Source organism: Streptomyces sp. NPDC031474 (genome assembly GCF_055581185.1).
In genome coordinates this window covers 143,973-161,088 of sequence record NZ_JBVIJX010000021.1, presented here as the reverse complement: position 1 = coordinate 161,088, position 17,116 = coordinate 143,973, and the positions used below count along the sequence as shown (strand labels likewise).

The 17,116-nt window shown below is 70.9% G+C and carries 16 protein-coding genes and 1 pseudogene; 9 read left to right on the top strand and 8 right to left on the bottom strand.

What is annotated here, in order from left to right:
* Positions 1–76: 76 nt before the first annotated feature.
* A complete protein-coding gene (locus tag ACZ5SK_RS38020; RefSeq protein ID WP_334578953.1) occupies positions 77–1,489 on the top strand; it encodes an alpha,alpha-trehalose-phosphate synthase (UDP-forming) in 1,413 nt (470 codons plus the stop codon).
* Between the two features lie 33 nt (positions 1,490–1,522).
* Here ACZ5SK_RS38020 and otsB read toward each other — a convergent pair whose 3' ends face one another.
* The 3 genes from otsB to ACZ5SK_RS38005 all read right to left on the bottom strand — a co-directional run bounded on the left by otsB (position 1,523) and on the right by ACZ5SK_RS38005 (position 4,098).
* The gene (gene otsB, locus ACZ5SK_RS38015) at positions 1,523–2,389 is read right to left on the bottom strand and encodes a trehalose-phosphatase (RefSeq protein WP_361702197.1); all 867 of its coding nucleotides are present in this window, start codon (positions 2,387–2,389) and stop codon (positions 1,523–1,525) included.
* A gap of 163 nt (positions 2,390–2,552) precedes the next feature.
* Positions 2,553–2,822 carry a DUF3263 domain-containing protein gene (locus ACZ5SK_RS38010; protein ID WP_361702195.1) on the bottom strand — a complete coding sequence of 90 codons (270 nt, stop codon included), beginning with the start codon at positions 2,820–2,822 and terminating at the stop codon, positions 2,553–2,555.
* Between the two features lie 52 nt (positions 2,823–2,874).
* Complete coding sequence (locus ACZ5SK_RS38005) at positions 2,875–4,098, bottom strand: ABC transporter substrate-binding protein (RefSeq protein ID WP_334581279.1); 1,224 nt, start codon at positions 4,096–4,098, stop codon at positions 2,875–2,877.
* A gap of 168 nt (positions 4,099–4,266) precedes the next feature.
* Between ACZ5SK_RS38005 and ACZ5SK_RS38000 the strand changes: the two genes are divergently transcribed.
* The 3 genes from ACZ5SK_RS38000 (at position 4,267) to ACZ5SK_RS37990 (ending at position 7,463) form a co-directional block, all read left to right on the top strand.
* Positions 4,267–5,208 (top strand): ROK family protein, encoded by a 942-nt coding sequence (locus ACZ5SK_RS38000; RefSeq protein ID WP_468577154.1) that lies wholly within the window; start codon positions 4,267–4,269, stop codon positions 5,206–5,208.
* Positions 5,209–5,243: 35 nt separating this feature from the next.
* Positions 5,244–6,431: an N-acetylglucosamine-6-phosphate deacetylase gene (gene nagA, locus ACZ5SK_RS37995; protein WP_334581278.1), complete on the top strand. Its 1,188-nt coding sequence runs from the start codon at positions 5,244–5,246 to the stop codon at positions 6,429–6,431.
* Positions 6,432–6,533: 102 nt separating this feature from the next.
* Positions 6,534–7,463, top strand: coding sequence for a 1-phosphofructokinase family hexose kinase (locus ACZ5SK_RS37990; protein WP_361702193.1), 930 nt, complete (start codon positions 6,534–6,536; stop codon positions 7,461–7,463).
* Positions 7,464–7,475: 12 nt separating this feature from the next.
* Here the strand turns inward: ACZ5SK_RS37990 and ACZ5SK_RS37985 are convergent, their stop codons facing one another.
* Both ACZ5SK_RS37985 and cdgB read right to left on the bottom strand, forming a co-directional pair.
* Positions 7,476–8,450 carry a CBM35 domain-containing protein gene (locus tag ACZ5SK_RS37985; RefSeq protein ID WP_468577152.1) on the bottom strand — a complete coding sequence of 325 codons (975 nt, stop codon included), beginning with the start codon at positions 8,448–8,450 and terminating at the stop codon, positions 7,476–7,478.
* Between the two features lie 118 nt (positions 8,451–8,568).
* Complete coding sequence (gene cdgB / locus ACZ5SK_RS37980) at positions 8,569–10,245, bottom strand: diguanylate cyclase CdgB (RefSeq protein ID WP_334578947.1); 1,677 nt, start codon at positions 10,243–10,245, stop codon at positions 8,569–8,571.
* A gap of 389 nt (positions 10,246–10,634) precedes the next feature.
* Here cdgB and ACZ5SK_RS37975 point away from each other — a divergent pair, with 389 nt between their 5' ends.
* Positions 10,635–11,213 (top strand): flavin reductase family protein, encoded by a 579-nt coding sequence (locus tag ACZ5SK_RS37975; protein WP_334581277.1) that lies wholly within the window; start codon positions 10,635–10,637, stop codon positions 11,211–11,213.
* Positions 11,214–11,261: 48 nt separating this feature from the next.
* Here ACZ5SK_RS37975 and ACZ5SK_RS37970 read toward each other — a convergent pair whose 3' ends face one another.
* A complete protein-coding gene (locus tag ACZ5SK_RS37970; RefSeq protein ID WP_334578946.1) occupies positions 11,262–12,179 on the bottom strand; it encodes a sigma-70 family RNA polymerase sigma factor in 918 nt (305 codons plus the stop codon).
* Positions 12,180–12,255: 76 nt separating this feature from the next.
* On the bottom strand, positions 12,256–12,693 hold the full coding sequence (gene arfB / locus ACZ5SK_RS37965) for an alternative ribosome rescue aminoacyl-tRNA hydrolase ArfB (protein ID WP_334578945.1): 438 nt from the start codon (positions 12,691–12,693) through the stop codon (positions 12,256–12,258).
* 186 nt (positions 12,694–12,879) lie between these two features.
* Here arfB and ACZ5SK_RS37960 point away from each other — a divergent pair, with 186 nt between their 5' ends.
* The 3 genes from ACZ5SK_RS37960 (at position 12,880) to ACZ5SK_RS37950 (ending at position 15,859) form a co-directional block, all read left to right on the top strand.
* Positions 12,880–13,455 carry a TerD family protein gene (locus ACZ5SK_RS37960; RefSeq protein WP_334578944.1) on the top strand — a complete coding sequence of 192 codons (576 nt, stop codon included), beginning with the start codon at positions 12,880–12,882 and terminating at the stop codon, positions 13,453–13,455.
* A gap of 241 nt (positions 13,456–13,696) precedes the next feature.
* On the top strand, positions 13,697–15,325 hold the full coding sequence (locus ACZ5SK_RS37955) for a N,N-dimethylformamidase beta subunit family domain-containing protein (RefSeq protein ID WP_468577149.1): 1,629 nt from the start codon (positions 13,697–13,699) through the stop codon (positions 15,323–15,325).
* Between the two features lie 36 nt (positions 15,326–15,361).
* Positions 15,362–15,859: a cytidine deaminase gene (locus tag ACZ5SK_RS37950; RefSeq protein WP_361702187.1), complete on the top strand. Its 498-nt coding sequence runs from the start codon at positions 15,362–15,364 to the stop codon at positions 15,857–15,859.
* Here ACZ5SK_RS37950 and ACZ5SK_RS37945 read toward each other — a convergent pair.
* A pseudogene (locus ACZ5SK_RS37945) lies at positions 15,816–16,277 on the bottom strand (hypothetical protein); the annotation flags it as partial. The gene ACZ5SK_RS37950 and the pseudogene ACZ5SK_RS37945 sit on opposite strands and share 44 nt — an antisense overlap.
* Before the next feature lie 570 nt (positions 16,278–16,847).
* Between ACZ5SK_RS37945 and ACZ5SK_RS37940 the strand changes: the two are divergent.
* Entirely contained in the window at positions 16,848–17,090 is a 243-nt protein-coding gene (locus ACZ5SK_RS37940; protein ID WP_334578941.1) for a hypothetical protein, read from the top strand.
* Positions 17,091–17,116: the final 26 nt, after the last annotated feature.

The following is a 17,116-nucleotide window of genomic DNA, read 5'->3' as shown; positions in this document are numbered from 1 at the left end:
GACAGGCCGTATACGGTCCTCGCACTGTGCGCGACCGTACGTTTGAGCGTTTCCCCACCGGGCTAGGTTGTGGCGTATGGCTTCCACGCACGACATGGCTGCTCGGGGTGCTGAGGTGCTGGTCGCGTCCAACCGCGGTCCGGTCTCCTACGAGGTGCGCGAGGACGGCTCGCTGCACGCGAAACGCGGTGGCGGCGGGCTGGTCTCCGGCCTGTCGGCCATCGGCCCCGACGCGGGCGCCCTCTGGGTGTGCGCGGCGCTCTCCGACGGCGACCGGGAGGCGGTCGCGCGCGGGGTCGGCGAGGAGGGCGTGCGCATGCTGCCCATCCCGGCCGACGTGCACGCCGACGCGTACAACGGCATCGCCAACTCGGTGCTCTGGTTCATCCACCACCTCCTCTACCAGACCCCGCTGGAGCCGGTCTTCGACGCGGAGTTCCGCCGCCAGTGGGCGTCGTACGAGGCCTACAACGGGGCGTTCGCCGAGGCGCTGGCCGAGGAGGCGGCGGAGGGGGCGGCCGTCCTCGTCCAGGACTACCACCTGTGCCTGGTCCCCGGGATGCTCCGCGAGCTGCGCCCCGACCTGCGCATCGGCCACTTCTCGCACACCCCGTGGGCGCCGGTCGACTACTTCGGCATCCTGCCCGGGGACATCCGTGAGCAGCTGCTCCAGGGGATGCTCGGCGCGGACCGCCTGGGCTTCCTCACCCGGCGCTGGGCGAACGCGTTCACCGCGTGCTGTACGGAGTTCGCCGGGGAGCTGGGGAAGACGCAGATCGGCGTGCACGGTCTCGGCGCGGACGCCGACTTCCTGCGGGAGCGCTCGCACCGGCTGGACGTCGACGAGCGCATGGCGGATCTCCGTGCGCAGATCGGCGAGGGGCGCAGGACGATCGTCCGGGTCGACCGCACGGAACTGTCCAAGAACATCGTGCGCGGGCTCCTGGCCTACCGGCAGCTGCTCGACGACCACCCGGAGTGGCGCGAGCGGGTCGTGCACGTGGCCTTCGCCTACCCCTCGCGCCAGGATCTCGCCGTGTACCGCGACTACATGACCGAGGTGCGGCGCGTGACGGAGGAGATCAACGCCGCGTACGGCACCCCCGGCTGGACGCCGGTGCTGCTGAACCTCGAGGACGACTTCGCCCGCTCCCTCGGCGCGTACCGCCTGGCCGACGTGGCGCTGGTGAACCCCATCCGGGACGGCATGAACCTGGTCGCCAAGGAGGTCCCGGTCGTCTCCGACGAGGGCTGCGCGCTGGTGCTGTCCCGGGAGGCGGGGGCGTACTGGGAGCTGGGCGAGGACGCGATCGTCGTCAACCCGTACGACGTCCTGGAGACCGCCCGTGCCCTGCACGAGGGCCTGACCATGAAGCCGGAGGAGCGCGCCGAGCGCACCAAACGCCTGTCGGCAGCAGCGACGGCGCTCCCCCCGGCCAAGTGGTTCCTCGACCAGCTGACCGCCCTGCGAGAGCTCCAGCCGACCTGACCCGGCCGGCCTCTCACCGCACCCGCGTGGACGTCAGGCGAGTCGGGACGCCAGCTTTCGCAGGAGGTCCACGACGCCGGCAGGGCCGTCGACGACGAGGTCCGCGCGGGCTGCCAGTTCGGTCACCTCCGGGTTGCCGCTGCAGACGAGTAGGCCGGGGGTGCCGTCGGAGCGGAGTTTCTCGACGGCGGCGAAGGCGGGGAGGTCGCCGAGGTCGTCGCCGGCGTAGAGGACCGACTGCGCGCCGGTCTCGCGGACGTGCTCCAGCAGGGCCACGCCCTTGTCCATGCCGGGCGGGCGCAGTTCCAGGACCATGCGGCCGGGCTCGACGATCAGGCCGTGCCGGGTGGCGAGGTCGGTGAGGGGGGTGCGCAGGGCGTCGAAGGCGGCCTGGGGGTCGTCGGCGCGGCGGGTGTGGACGGCTACGGCCCGGCCGCCCTTCTCCTCGATCCAGACGCCCGGCCGGTTCCCGGCCGTTTCCAGGACCTGCGGGAGTTCGGCGCGGACGGCGGCCACGCCGGGGTGCGGGTCGGGGGCGGTCAGGGCGCCGGTGCGGGCGTCCCAGCGTTCGGCGCCGTAGTGGCCGAGGACAAAGAGGTGCGCCAGCCCGTCGACCCCGGCGAAGCCGCCGTGGTGTACGGCGACCTCGGCGGGCCGGCCCGTGATCACGGCGACGGCGGCGACCTTCGGCGCGAGGTCCGCGAGCGCGGGGACGGCGTCGGGGTGCGCCCGGGCGTCCTCGGGGTTCTCGACGATCGGGGCGAGGGTGCCGTCGAAGTCGAGGGCGACGAGGGTGGTCGAGGGGCTGCCGATGATCGCGTCGAGCGCCGCCCGGCCTGCCTCGGTGGTGGGAACGGGGAGGGATTCGGGTTCCGTGGAGTGCGTCTCTTGGGTGCCCATACGGCGACGATAGCCGTGGGCGGCCGCGCCGAGCAGGTCGGGTGGAGCGCGTTGTGGACGTTGCGGTTCGGCTGCGCGCCCAAGGGGCGCGGGGAACCGCGCGACCGGCCACGGCGGTGCCGCAGACGATCGACGGCAGGGCGTGGCACGTCCGGCGGAGCGATCAGCGTTCCCCGCGCCTCGTCTCCCTCACCCTTCTCAGCCTGTTCACCGTCACCGGGTCGTGGGCCAGGGCGCGCGGGTCGTCGAGGAGGGCGTTGAGGAGTTGGTAGTAGCGGACCGGGGCCAGGTCGAGTTTCTCGCGTATCGCCCGCTCCTTCGCGCCGGGGCCGGTGAACCCGCGCCGCTCCAGGGCCAGGATGTTCCGTTCCCTGGCCCCCAGTTCTTCCTCTCGCCGTTCTTCCTCTCGCCGTTCTTCCTCTCGCTGCTCCATTCCGGCACGGTAGCGCCCGCCACCGACACTCGGCCTGCCCGGTCCGCTCGGCTCATTCGCCGGTGGCCGCGTCCAGCGTCGTCGCCGTGGTCTGGAGTTCGCCCAGCACCTCGGCCGGGCTGCCGTTCGGGGTCACGGCCTGGCCGATCCGCTTCTTGATCTCCGCGCTGACCTTGGCCCAGGAGGTCCGTCCGACGGGGTAGCTCTCCGACAGCGGGAGCTCCTCCAGGAACGGCTGGAGGTCGGCGTCCTCCTTGGCCGTCCCCATCACCTGGGACGCGGAGCCGGTGACCGGCAGCAGGTCGTACTCGCGGGAGAAGGCGAGGACGTTCTTCTCGCTGTAGACGAAGTCGAGGAAGTCGCCGATCTGCTCGGCGTGCCCGTTCTGCTTGAAGGCGGTCATCCAGTCGGCGACGCCCATGGAGGACTTGCTCGGACCGGCGACCCCGGGCATCGGCACCATGCCGAACTTGACGCCCTTGCTCTGGGCCGTCTTCATGAGCGACGGGTGCCCGTTGAGCATGCCCACGTCGCCGGCGGCGAACGCGGCGAACGCGGTGGCCCGGTTCAGCTTGCCCGGCGCGACCGGCCCGGTCAGGCCCTTGCCGACGAGCTTGTTCTTCAGCCAGTTGAACGTGTCGACGTTCTCGGCGGAGTCGAGGCTGTAGCTGCTCACGGTCTGCGTGTAGCCGCCTCCGCCGCTGAGCAGCCACTGCAGGGTCTCGGCCTGCGCCTCCTCGGGGCCCAGCGGGAGCGCGTACGGGTACTTCACGCCCTCGTCCTTGAGCGCCTGCGCGTCCTTGGCGAGCTCGGCCCAGGTGGTCGGCGGGGTGAGGCCGGCCTTGGCGAAGAGGGTCTTGTTGTAGAACAGCAGCCGCGTGGAGGACGCGAACGGCATGCCGTACTGGACCCCGCGCACCTCGCCCGCATGGGACAGCTGGGGCACGAAGTCGGCCTCGACGGGGATGGAGAGCACGTCACCGGCCCGGTAGAGGAGGTCCTCGGCGGCGTAGTCGGAGTAGGCGCCGATCTGGGCCATGTCGGGTGCCTTGCCCGCGTCGACCATGGCCTTGACCTTGGCGTCGACGTCGTTCCAGGAGTACACGGTCACCTCGACGGTGACGCCGGGGTGGTCCTTCTCGTACGCCGTGACGAGCTGGTCCCAGTACTTCTTGGAGCTGTTGGCGCTGCTGTCGCCGTAGTCGGCGGCGACGAGTCTCAGGGTGACGTCGTCGGAGCCCCCGGTCAGTCCGCAGCCGGCGAGGACCGCCGCCATGCCGAGGGCGGACGCCGCCGCGATCGTCCCTGACTTCCCTGCCCGCCGCTCCACCGAATCTCCATCTCCTCAACTAATTGTTCATACCATTGGATCCGCTATTCGGAGTAAGGTCTACACCACGCAGTGGACTAGACCTCTCGCGGGTCCTCGGTCCACACTGTTCCGGTGAGACATGTCATCGCCCTGGACGTGGGCGGAACCGGGATGAAAGCCGCATTGGTCGGCGCGGACGGCACGCTGCTGCACCGGGCGCGCCGGGCCACCGGCCGTGAGCGCGGCCCCGACGCGGTCGTCGCCGGCATCCTCGACTTCGCCGCCGACCTGCGCGAACACGGCGTGGAGCAGTTCGGCGAGCCCGCCGCCGCGGCCGGCGTCGCCGTACCCGGCATCGTCGACGAGGCGAACGGCATCGCCTCCTACGCGGCCAACCTGGGCTGGCGGGACGTCCCCCTGCGCGAGCTGCTCGCCACCGCGCTCGGCGCTCCGGTCGCCCTCGGCCACGACGTCCGCACCGGCGGTCTCGCCGAGGGCCGGATCGGCGCGGCCCGGGGCGCGGACCGGTTCCTGTTCGTCGCCCTGGGCACCGGCATCGCCGGCGCGATCGGCGTCGACGGCCGGGTGGAGACGGGCGCGCACGGCTTCGCGGGCGAGATCGGCCACATCGTCGTACGGCCCGGCGGGACCCCGTGCCCGTGCGGGCAGCGCGGCTGTCTGGAGCGGTTCGCGTCGGCGGCGGCGGTGAGCGAGGCATGGGCGGCGGCCTGCGGAGACCCGGACGCGGACGCCGCCGACTGCGCCAAGGCCGTCGCGTCCGGCGACCCGAACGCCGTCCGGGTCTGGCTACGGGCCGTGGACGCCCTCGCCGACGGCCTGGTCACCGCACTCACCCTGCTGGACCCGCGCACGCTCGTCATCGGTGGCGGCCTCGCGGAGGCGGGGGAAACCTTGTTCACACCGCTGCGCGAAGCAGTCCGGCAACGGGTGACCTTCCAGAAACTCCCGGAGATCGTCCCGGCGGCCCTGGGCGACAGCGCCGGCTGCCTGGGCGCGGGCCTCCTGGCCTGGGATCTCCTCAACACGACTGACGGTATGGAGGTAACACCCTGATGGCCACCCCCCTAGGGGCGCGGGACAGCGCCGATATGCGGCTCCGCCGCGGGGCGCAAAAAGCCACAACGCCCCCGCAGGTACTGACCGGCGCCAAGGTAGTACTGCCGACGGGCACAGTCCCCAACGGCCGCATCACCATCGACGGCACGAAAATCACCGCCGAAGCCCCGCACGGGACCCCGCAGGGAAACGCGACGGTGATCGACGTGACGGGCCACTGGCTGGTCCCCGGCTTCATCGACCTGCACAACCACGGCGGCGGCGGCGCCTCGTTCCACGGAAAGGCCGAGGACGTCCAGAAGGCCGTCCACGCCCACCGTCTGCACGGCACGACCACCCTCGTCGCCTCGACCGTCACCGACGACATGGACTTCCTGGTCCGGCAGGCCGGCCTGCTGAGCGAGCTGGCCGAGCAGGGCGACCTGGCCGGCATCCACTTCGAGGGCCCCTTCATCTCGCCGTGCCGCAAGGGCGCGCACTCCGAGGCGCTGCTGCGCGACCCGGACCCGGCCCAGGTGCGCAAGCTGATCGACGCGGCGCGCGGCCAGGCGAGGATGGTCACCCTCGCCACGGAGCTGCCGGGCGGCCTGGACTCCGTACGCCTCCTCCGCGAGCACGGCGTGATCGCCGCCGTCGGCCACACGGACGCGACGTACGAGCAGACGGTTCAGGCCATCGAGGCCGGAGCCACCGTCGCCACCCACCTCTTCAACGCGATGCCGCCCCTCGGCCACCGCTCCCCCGGCCCCATCGCCGCGCTCCTTCAGGACGAGCGGGTGACAGTCGAGCTCATCAACGACGGCACCCATCTGCACCCCGCCGCCCTGGAGCTGGCGTTCCGTCACGCGGGCCCGGGACGCGTGGCGTTCATCACGGACGCGATGGACGCGGCCGGCATCGGCGACGGCCACTATCTGCTCGGCCCGCTGGAGGTCGAGGTCAGCGAGGGCGTGGCCCGGCTGGTGGAGGGCGGCTCGATCGCCGGCTCCACCCTCACCCTGGACCGCGCCTTCCAGCGGGCGGTGACGATCGACCGGCTCCCGGTCGAGGACGTGGTCGCGGCCCTGTCCGCCACCCCGGCCCGGCTGCTGGGCATGGACGACCGCATCGGCTCCCTGGAACCCGGCAAGGACGCCGACCTGGTCCTCCTCGACGAGGACTTCGAGCTCAAGGGCGTGATGCGCAAGGGCGATTGGGTGGTGGATCCCCAACTGGCATGAAACGTCCGCCCGCACAGGGACGGTGGCCGACCCGAGGTCTGGGCCGGTCGCCGTCCTTTTGGCATGATCGGGCCACCCAGAGTACGAGGGAGGTCGGCCCAGGTGATCCTCACCGTCACCCTGAACACCGCTCTCGACGTCACCTACCGCGTCCCGGCCCTCAGGCCGCACACCTCGCACCGGGTGACCGATGTGCGGGAGCGGCCCGGCGGCAAGGGCCTGAACGTCGCCCGGGTGCTCGCCGCGCTCGGTCACGAGGTGACGGTCACCGGTTTCGTCGGCGGCGCCACCGGCCGCGTCGTGCAGGAGCGACTCACCGGTACGGCAGGGGTGTCGGACGCACTGCTGCCGGTCACCGGGGCCACCCGCCGCACGATCGCCGTCGTCGACGCCCGCACCGGCGACACCACCCAGCTCAACGAGCCCGGCCCGGTCATCACCCCGGCCGAGTGGTCCGCCTTCCAGGAGGCCTACGAGGGGCTGCTCGCCGGCGCCGACGCGGTGGCCCTGTGCGGCAGCCTGCCGCCGGGGGTGCCGGTGGGCGCGTACGCGGTCCTGGTCCGCACGGCGCGGGCCGCGGGTGTCCCCGTGCTGCTGGACACCAGCGGGGAGGCGCTGCGCCGCGGGGTCGCCGCCCGCCCGGACATCATCAAACCGAACGCGGACGAACTGGCCGAACTCACCGGTTCCCACGAGCCGTTGCGGGCGACGCAGGACGCCCGCAGGCGTGGAGCCCGGTCGGTGGTGGCCTCTCTCGGCGCGGACGGGCTGACAGCGGCGACCCCGGAGGGCCGCTGGCGCGCCACCCCGCCGGCCCGTGTATCCGGCAACCCGACGGGCGCCGGCGACTCAGCGTCCGCGGGCCTGCTGTCGGGCCTGGTCGAGCGGCTGCCCTGGCCGGACCGCCTGGCCCGCGCGGTCGCCCTGTCCGCGGCGACGGTCCTGTCCCCGACGGCGGGCGAGTTCGAGCGGCAGGCCTACGAGCAACTGCTGAACCGGATCACAGTGACCGGAGAGGCCACCGCCGCCTGAACCCAACCGCCGCTAGTTTTTCCAACCCGCTTCAAGCCAGACCTGGTCGAGGTTGGCGTCGCAGGCGTTGCCCTGCTCACAGGAGATCTTGATGGTGTTGGTGCCCTTGTTGAGGGTGATGTTCCCCCAGGTGTTCGTCCAGCCCTTCTCGTAATCGCCCTCCGGAGCATGGGCGAAGTTCTTCATGCTGAGAGGGCGGTCCTGGGCCGTGCCGTTGATCGTGAGCGTGGCGTTCCCATCCTTGCCCGGCACCCCGTAGGTGACGTACAGGGTGTATTTGCCGTCTTCGGGGATCCCGCTGACGTTCCAGGTGACGGCCGCACCGACATGGTTGAAGTTGGCGACGTAGGTGCCGCCGGCCGCCTTCGCACCCTTGACGTTCGAGGCCAGGGCGGTGCCGCCCTCCAGACTCAGCGCCTTCGCGTCGATGGCCGGCAGGTCCGCCTTGCTCGCGTCGTCGGAGGACGACGCGCTCGGTGACGGGCTCTGCGGGGCGGAGGCCGAGGACGACGACTGGCCGCCCGCCTTGTTGTCGTCCTTGTTGTCGGAATCGCCGCCCGCCATGGCGACCGCGATGCCGATGACGACCGCGGCGACCACCGCGACCGCGCCGATCAGCAGGCCCTTGGTGTTGGGGCCCCGGCTGCGTCCGCCGCCGCCCTGCGCGGGCTGCCGGCCGGTGGAGGGGCCGCCGCCGCCGAAGTTCTCGGGCGCCGCGTAGTGCGCGTTCGGCTGGCCGTAGCCGCCCTGCTGCTGGGGGGCCGTCGGCGGCTGGCCGTACTGGCCGTACTGGGCGGTCTGCTGCTGGGGCTGCTGCGGCTGTCCGTACTGGCGCTCGCCGACCGCACGCACTCTGTTGACCGAGTTGGGGTAGCCGTAGCCACCGCCGGAGGGCGGCTGGGCGCCGTTGGCCTGGCCGTCGGCGTAGAGGTAGCCGAACGGGTCGTCGTCCTCGGGCGTACTCGCGCCGTTGTTGCCGGGCGTCATCGGCGTCGTACTCCTCAACAGGTGCGGGGCTGATGCGGGGTGTTCAGAAGAGCGAGCCTACCCGCTCCTGCTGCCCCAAACGGGTGACTCGGATCGCATCAGGCCGCTGACCTGGGGATCATCCCGCACGTCTGTGCTGTTTGGGACGAGATCGTTTCTCGACGTACATGCGTTCGTCGGCGGACTTCAGCACTTCGTCCGCGGTCATCCCGCAATGTGCCCAGCCGATGCCGAAGCTGGCGCCCACCCGTACGGCCCGGCCCTCGGCGCGGATCGGCTGGATGATCTCGTTGCGCAGGCGTACGGCGAGGTCGGCGGCGTCGGCGCGGCCGAGGCCGTCGGCGAGGATCACGAACTCGTCGCCGCCGAGCCGGGCCACCGTGTCGCCGTCCCGGACGGCGCGCGAGAGGCGCCGGGCGACCTCGATGAGCACCGCGTCACCCGCGTTGTGCCCGAACCGGTCGTTGATCGACTTGAAGCCGTCGAGGTCGCAGAAGAGGACCGCGAGCCCCTTGGCGCCGTCGTCGTGGCCGTCGTCGTGGCCGTCCTCGGGGGCGGCGGTGTGCACATGGTGGTCGTAGCCGTCGAAGGACTCGGCGCCGACGGGCCGGTAGTCGAAGCCGTGGCCGTTGGCGTCGAAGGCGGCGTGGCCGTAGGTCGTGTCCATGGCGTCGACGGCGGCGGGGTGGGTCGACTGGGGGCGCTGACAGAGCCGGGCGGCGAGGCGCGAGCGCAGTTCGGCGGAGTTCGGCAGACCGGTGAGGGAGTCGTGCGAGGCGCGGTGGGCGAGCTGCAGCTCGCGGCGCTTGCGCTCCTCTATGTCCTCGACGTGGGTGAGGAGGAAGCGGGGCCCGTCGGCGGCGTCGGCGACGACGGAGTTGCGGAGGCTGACCCAGACATAGCTGCCGTCGCGGCGGCCCAGCCGCAGTTCGGCGCGGCCGCCCTCGGCGGAGGTGCGGAGCAGGGTGCCTATGTCCTCGGGGTGGACGAGGTCGGAGAAGGAGTAGCGGCGCATCGCGGAGGCGGGGCGGCCCAGCAGGCGGCACAGGGCGTCGTTGGTGCGGAGTATCCGCCCGTGCTGTTCGCCGCCCATCTCGGCTATCGCCATGCCGGAGGGGGCGTACTCGAAGGCCTGCCGGAAGGATTCCTCACTGGCGCGCAGGGCCTGCTGCTCGCGTTCGAGCCGGACCAGTGCCCGCTGCATATTCGCACGTAGACGCGCGTTGCTTATCGCGATGGCGGCCTGGAAGGCGTACATCTGGAGCGCCTCGCGCCCCCATGCGCCGGGTCGGCGGCCGTTGCGCGGCCGGTCCACGGACAGCACGCCCACCAGCTCGCCGCAGGTGCCGCTGCCGGGGGCGGGGGGTGTGAACATGGGGGCGAAGAGGCGGTCGGAGGGGTGCCACTCGTCCTCGAAGCGGGGCGCGGGCCCGTCGGTGTACCACTGCGGGACGTCGTCGTCGTCGAGGATCCAGCCCTCGGTGTGGGGGATGAACACCAGGTCGCCCCAGGTCTCGCCCATGCTCAGGCGCCGCTCCCAGGACTCGCGCGAGCCGACCCGGCCCGTGATGAGGGCCTCGGCGGCCGGGTTGCCCGCGAAGGCGGCGACCACGAGATCGCCGTCGGGGCGTACGAGATTCACGCACGCCAGCTCGTACCCGAGTGCCGTGACCACGCCGTCGGCGACTGTCTGCAGTGTGTCGGCCAGGCTGCGGGCCGTGTTCATGTCGGCCATGACCTGGTGCAGCTGTCGCAGGGACGCAAGACGGACGTACGGCTCCGACTCGGTCTCCATGTGTTTCGCCCTCCCCCCGAGACTTCGCAGCGAATCAAGGGTTGTCTTCGGCGTAACGTTGCTTCTGGTGCAGTGTTGTCGGTGTGTGTCTCCTTGTGACGCTTCCGCCACTGAATCACAGCGCGCTGCCCACTCGGTACACAGGGTCAACAATTAATGCGTCTTGTGACTCAAGTCACAGGTGAACGTGAACAATTGAGTGGGGTTTCCGCTTTTTCCTGTGTGTTTCCTGAACACGGACAGCGACACAGGCAGCAGCGCATTCAGGAACAAACGCTGCGGGAATCGGTCCACGGTCCTACGACCCTACTCGGGCGGAGGTCCGATGCGCGGCGCATCGGCCGGACACTAGCGTTCCGAACGTGCCCCCAGAGACGCTCAAGACCGCAGTGCAGACCCTGAAGACCGTGCAGACCCTCCCGCAGGTTCCCGCCGGGCATGCTGAAGGGGTGAGCAACGACGCGTTCCGTGCCGCCATGTCCCGGCTCGCCGACGGCGTGGTCCTCGTGACCGCCCGGGAGCCGTCCCTGGACCCGGACGACCCGGGGGCGCCGGACGGCGAGGACGTCGGCATGACGGCCACGGCCTTCCTCTCGGTCTCCCTGGACCCGCCGCTGGTCCTCGTCAGCCTGCGCACGGGCTCCCGCATGGACGACCTGCTCGACGAACAGCCCGTGTGGGCCGTGTCGGTGCTCTCGGAGAGCCAGCGGCACATCGCCGGCCGCTTCGCGATGAAGGGCCGCATCAGCGACCGCCTGCTCTTCGAGGACGTCCCCTACACCCGCGGCGAGGTCAGCGGCGCGCCCCTCGTCGGCGGCGCCCTGGCGACCCTGGAGTGCCGCACCGAGCAGCAGGTCGCGGCCGGCGATCACACCCTGGTCATCGGCCGCGTGCTGACCGCCGCGGTACCGAGCGCGGAGGGCGGCCCCCTGGTCTACTTCCGGGGCCGCTACCGCCAGTTGGGCTGAGAGCACGGTCCAGCGCGCCGCGACGGGCGCCGGGACCGGACGGTCGCCCTAGCTGTCGCCGTGTCGGAGGAGTGTCACCTCGAGTCGGGAGAGGTGTTCGGGGTCGGCCGTGACGTCGATCAGGGCGATCCGGCCGCCGCGTACGAAGGTGAAGGCCAGCGCCCGCTCCACGCGGCCGTCGACCAGCACCGCCAGTCCGGTCGCGCCGTCCACCAGGGCGGGCCGGGCCACGTCGGCGAGGCGGGCGAAGCTGGACGCGCCGCGGGCGACGGCCGCCGCGCCCGTGGTCACCCCGGCGCCGGAGCGGGCCACGACGTCCGGGTCGAGCACGGCGAGCAGTCCGTCGAAGTCCCCCTCCCGGGCGGCGGCCAGGAAGGCGTCCACGACCTTGCGCTGCCGGACGCGGTCGACGTCCGGCTCCTCGGCGCCCCGCACCCGGCGCCGGGCCCGGCTGGCGAGCTGCCGCGCGGCCTCGGGGGTCCGGTCGACGATGCCCGCGACCTCCTCGTACTCCACCCCGAACAGGTCGTGGAGCACGAACGCCAGCCGCTCGGCGGGGGTCAGGGTGTCCAGGACGACGAGCAGGGCGACGCCGACGGAGTCGGCGAGCAGCGCGTCCTGCGCCGGGTCGGACACGGCCGACGAAGCGGTCACGGCAGCCGGGGCGACCGGGCCGGGCACGGCGGACGGGTCGGTCCGGTCGGACGCCCAGTTCTCCAGCGGCTCCTCGCCGCGGGAGCGGCGCGAGCGCAGCATGTCCAGGCAGACCCGGCCGACGACGGTCGTCAGCCACCCCGCGAGATTGTCGATCTCCCCGCTCTCGCTCCGGCTGAGCCGCACCCACGCCTCCTGCACGGCGTCGTCGGCCTCGGCGGCCGAGCCCAGCATGCGGTGGGCGACGGCCCGCAGACGGCCGCGGTGCGCCTCGAAGGAGTCGGCGAGGAAGTCGTCGTCACCAGTGGCCATCGTTCGTCACATCCCTGTTCGCGGTCAGCTGTCATGGGGATGACGGACGGCGCGCGGGAAATGTGACACACGCAGGTCAGGACCAGTCCCGTCCGTTCCTGCCCCGCTTCGTCTCCGAGCGCTGCTTCTTCTCGCGCAGCCGGCGTTCGTTGATCCCGCGCGGTATGCGGGTGGGCCGGCGCGGCTTGGGCGGCGGGGCGGTGGCCTCGGCGATGAGCGCGGCGAGGCGTACGGCGGCGGTCTCGCGGTTGCGCCACTGCGAGCGGTGCTCGGAGGCGCGGACGGTGACGACGCCGTCGACGAGCCGCCCGGCCAGCCGCTGGAGCGCCCGCGCCTTCCACACCTCGGGCAGCGCCTCGGTGCGCACGAGGTCGAAGCGGAGCTCCACCTGCGAGTCACTGGTGTTGACGTGCTGCCCGCCCGGCCCCGAAGACCGCGAGAAACGCCACATGAGCTCGGCCTCGGGAAGCGAGACGGAGCCGCGGACGACATAGGGACCAGACATGCCCACCATGTTCCCGCCCGGCCCTCCCCGAGTCACGCGAATATCCCTCGGCATCCCTTGGTAAAGAAAGTAAAGAAACCCGGTGTCGCGGGGAACCTTGAGCACCCTTCGCTGCGTTCATAGGGATAGCTGTAGCTTCGTGCCCGTACGAAGCCCCGTACGAAGCCGTACGCAACGAGGGAAGGACTCCCAACCATGGCTGTAAGCCTGTCCAAGGGTGGCAACGTCTCGCTCACCAAGGAGGCTCCGGGCCTGACCGCCGTCACCGTGGGCCTCGGCTGGGACGTCCGCACCACCACCGGCACGGACTTCGACCTCGACGCCTCCGCGATCGCGGTCAACCCCGAGGGCAAGGTCTACTCGGACGCCCACTTCGTCTTCTTCAACAACAAGCAGACGCCGGACCAGACCATCGTCCACACCGGCGACAACCGCACCGGCGAGGGCGCGGGCGACGACGAGGCGATCAACGTCAACCTGGCCGGCCTCCCGGCCGACATCGACAAGATCGTCTTCCCGGTCTCGATCTACGACGCGGAGAACCGCTCGCAGAACTTCGGCCAGGTCCGCAACGCCTACATCCGCATCGTCAACCAGGCCGGCGGCGCCGAGATCGCCCGCTACGACCTCTCGGAGGACGCGGCGACCGAGACCGCCATGGTCTTCGGCGAGCTCTACCGCAACGGCGCGGAGTGGAAGTTCCGCGCGGTCGGCCAGGGCTACGCCTCGGGCCTGGTCGGCATCGCCCAGGACTTCGGCGTCAACGTCTGAGCCACCCGGGCGTCACAGGACGTTCGAATATCTGAGGCACCCCAGGCAACCTCACCGGACCGCCCGCCCTCTCCCTAGAGGGCGGGCGGTCCGCGTTTGACCAGCGGTTTGACCAGCCGCTTGACGGTCACGGCCCCTGACTCGCAGTACAGCAGAGGGTTTTGACAGTCCACACGACCGTGCGAACAAGTGAACAGCGCGTGTGCGGATCGTGTGCCGGTGCCAGGGGGGCCCGTTCCGCATGTCCGACGTCAGGAAGTCCGTCGTCAGCAAGGCCGGCAAAGCCGGCGAGTCCGGCGTCAGTCGTCGCAGAGCCATCGGCACGCTCGGGGCAGGGGCGGTGACCGCCACCGGGATCGGGGCGGCGTACGCGTACCGCGAAGCGCCCGCGGGGTCCCCGCCCTCGTCCCCGCCGCCCGTCCGCAAGGCAACCGCCACGGGCGCCAACCCGGTGGCGAGCGAGAACGCGCACGCGGGAACAGCGGGCTGGAACGTTCCTCCGGAGGACCGCCTCAGTACCAAGGACCGCGTGGGACAGATCCAGGGCTACGCCTCGACGACGTCCGTCGCCCCCGGTGAGCCGATCACCTTCCACGTGTCCGTACGGACACCGCAGCCCTTCCGCATCGCCGTCTACCGCCTCGGCCACTACGACGGCGCCGGCGGCCGCCTGATGACCACCGGCCCGCGGCTCACCGGCTCCCGGCAGCCCACCCCCGTCCCGCACCCCGGCACCGGGGCCATCGTGTGCGACTGGCGCCCGTCCTGGACGCACCGCGTCCCCACCACCTGGGTGTCGGGCGTGTACATGGCCGTCTTCCACGCGGAGGACGGTCACCGCAGCTGCACGCCGTTCGTCGTCCGCGAGCCGAACCGGGCGGCGGACCTCCTGGTGGTCCTCCCCTTCACCACCTACCAGGCCTACAACCAGTGGCCGCTGGACGGCCGTACCGGCAAGAACCTCTACAAGGGCTACGCCCGCCCCGGGGTCGTCGGGAACAACGCCCACCGCGCGTTCCACGTGTCGTTCGACCGGCCCTACTCCGACCACGGACTTCCCCGGTGGGCCGAGCTGGACCTCGCGTTCACGCGCTGGGTGGAGGCCGGCGGCCACGATGTGACGTACGCGACGAGCGTCGACCTGCACGAGGGCCGGATCGACCCGAAGCGCTACACGGCGATGATCTTCCCCGGCCATGACGAGTACTGGTCGAAGCCGATGCGGGACACCGTGGAGAAGGCGGTGGACGCCGGCACGCACCTCGCCTTCCTGGCGGCCAACAACATCTACTTCCACGTACGGCTCACCGACGCGCCCGACGGCACGCCGGCCCGCACCGTCGCCTGCTACAAGCAGACCGAGGACCCCGCGCCCGACGCCAGCGGCCCCACCGAGCGCTGGCGCGACCTGAAGGACGAGCACGGCGAGAAGCGCGGGCGCGCGGAACAGGGCCTGCTGGGCGTCCAGTACAACGGCATCCTGTCCGAACCCGCGCCCCTGGTCGTCCGCGAGCCGGGCCACTGGTTCTGGGCGGGCACCGGCCTCAAGGACGGTGAGGAGATACCCGGCCTCGTGGGCGGCGAGGCCGACGGCTACGACGACAGGATGCCCTCCCCCGAGGGCGCCGACCGCACCCTCCTCTCGGAGTCCCCCTACGGCGACTCCTTCGGCAAGGGCGGCGGCCGCGGGCGGCGCATCCAGAACACCAGCCTGTGCGAACACGAAAACGGCACACTCGTCTTCGTAGCCGGCACCTTCCTCTGGCCCCTCGCCCTCCAGGACCCGACCCACCACGACCCACGCGTCGAACGCGCGACCCGCAACCTCATCGACCGGATGCTGAGCTCGCGCCTGCAGACCGAGGTCTGATCCGCGTCCGCCGGGTTGGGCAGTACGGTTCCGCACATGTCCGTTGATCAAGAACTGGTGGACGCCGCAATCGAGTTGGCCCGCACCCGCTTCCCGGGGGAGGACTGGTCCGGAGCGGCGGCGCTACGTCTCGACGACGGCACGATCCTGACCAGCGTCGCCCCCGACGTCCCGAACACCGCGGTGAGCCTGTGCCATGAGACGGGCGCGATCTGCGAGGCGTTCAAGCTGGGGCGCCGCGTGGTCGCGTCGGTGTGCGTGACCGCAGCCGACGACAACCGCGGCTACTGGATCCTGGCCCCCTGCGGCGTCTGCCAGGAACGGCTCTTCACCTACGGCCCGGACGTGGAAGTCCCGGTCCCCGACCCCAAGGACCCCCACCGCTGGCACACCCTCCGCCTGCGCGACGTCCAGCCTCATCGGTTCGCACGGCGTTCCAGGAGGATGTGTGGCCGTTCGGCACGGAGGGGGCGGACTCGGGTCGCTGAGCCGGGCACGGCAGGTCCGGCGCCGTGCGGTTGGGGGAGCAGGTGACGAGGGCCAGGGAGAGGAATACGGGGCGTTCGAGGTAGACGCCCAGGGCTGCATCGCTGCCCCAACGCAGTTGCTCAGTAGCGAAGTTCACATACCGGGCGAGGACGGCCGGGACACGCTCCGCGTCGGAGCTGAAGCGGGGCGCGTAGTCGGCCAACCGTTCCGCCAGCCAGGCCGCGGCCTCCTTCGGCTCGTCCCAGGTGCCACGGACCACAGTGGCCGGCTTCATCAGCCAGAGCGCCGTCTCCAGGGGCGGCAGGTCGGAGGAGGGGAACTCCGCGGCCACCTCGCGATACCGCTGGACCAGTTCCGGTCTGCTCCCCGCAGGGGGTGGATCGGGGTACGGGGGCCGACGGAGCGCCTCCTGGTCGAAGCGTTGTTTCGGCCCCGTCGACAGATAGCCGTGGTGGTGTGGCAAAGGTCGTCCCGATGGGCTCAGAGGCGCTGAAGGGGATGGAGCGATGGGGAACCAGTCGGCCCCGGCCCACCCCGGCGATGAGCACGGAACCAGTCCCATGTGCACGAACGGGATGCCGGACTGCGTGACCACGGGCCGCAGGTGCCGCTGGAAGCTCTCCGGGAGACCCAGCGCGGCCAGTGCCTCACGCAGCACCGTGATCGAGGCCAAGCTTAGAAAGATGTGTTCGGAGGCCTGCACGTTCACCCGCATAGCTCCCTCCCAGACCAGCCGCGGCGAAACGTCGCCAGCCACTCCACCAGGGCATGGAACAGGTCGAGTGCGACAGAATCTGGATGTGGCTGAAAGCACTCGTGCCGTATGTGCGACTTTGACTGGTAGGCCGCCCAGTGCCCCGCGACGACACGGCCACTCATTGAGAATCAGTCACATCCGTATCTCGGCAAGCTCGTTTTGTGAGCTCTTTGAGGGCAGTGCAGAAGAGGTGAGAGAAACGATCTATAAAACCATCGAAGTCGGCCACCAGGTCATCGATTTCAGGGCGCGATCAAGAGTGCCACCTGTGCGTTTATGAAGCATTTATCTAAATCACTCATTGTGTCCACCGTTCAAATCAATCTCGATGCGAAGCGAGGTAGATCAATGAGCCCATCTATTGGATCTAGCGTTCCACAGATCAGCGGGGTTCAGCTGTCGGATCTGATGGAAGAGGCGGGTCCGGTTCTGCGCGCTGCCCTCGAGCGTCGCTACACCGAGGGGACTGCCGAGTTCAAGCCGACCGGCTTCAATTCCTTCATCATCGACGAGTCCTGAGTCGGTGACGTCGCGCGGTGGCAGCT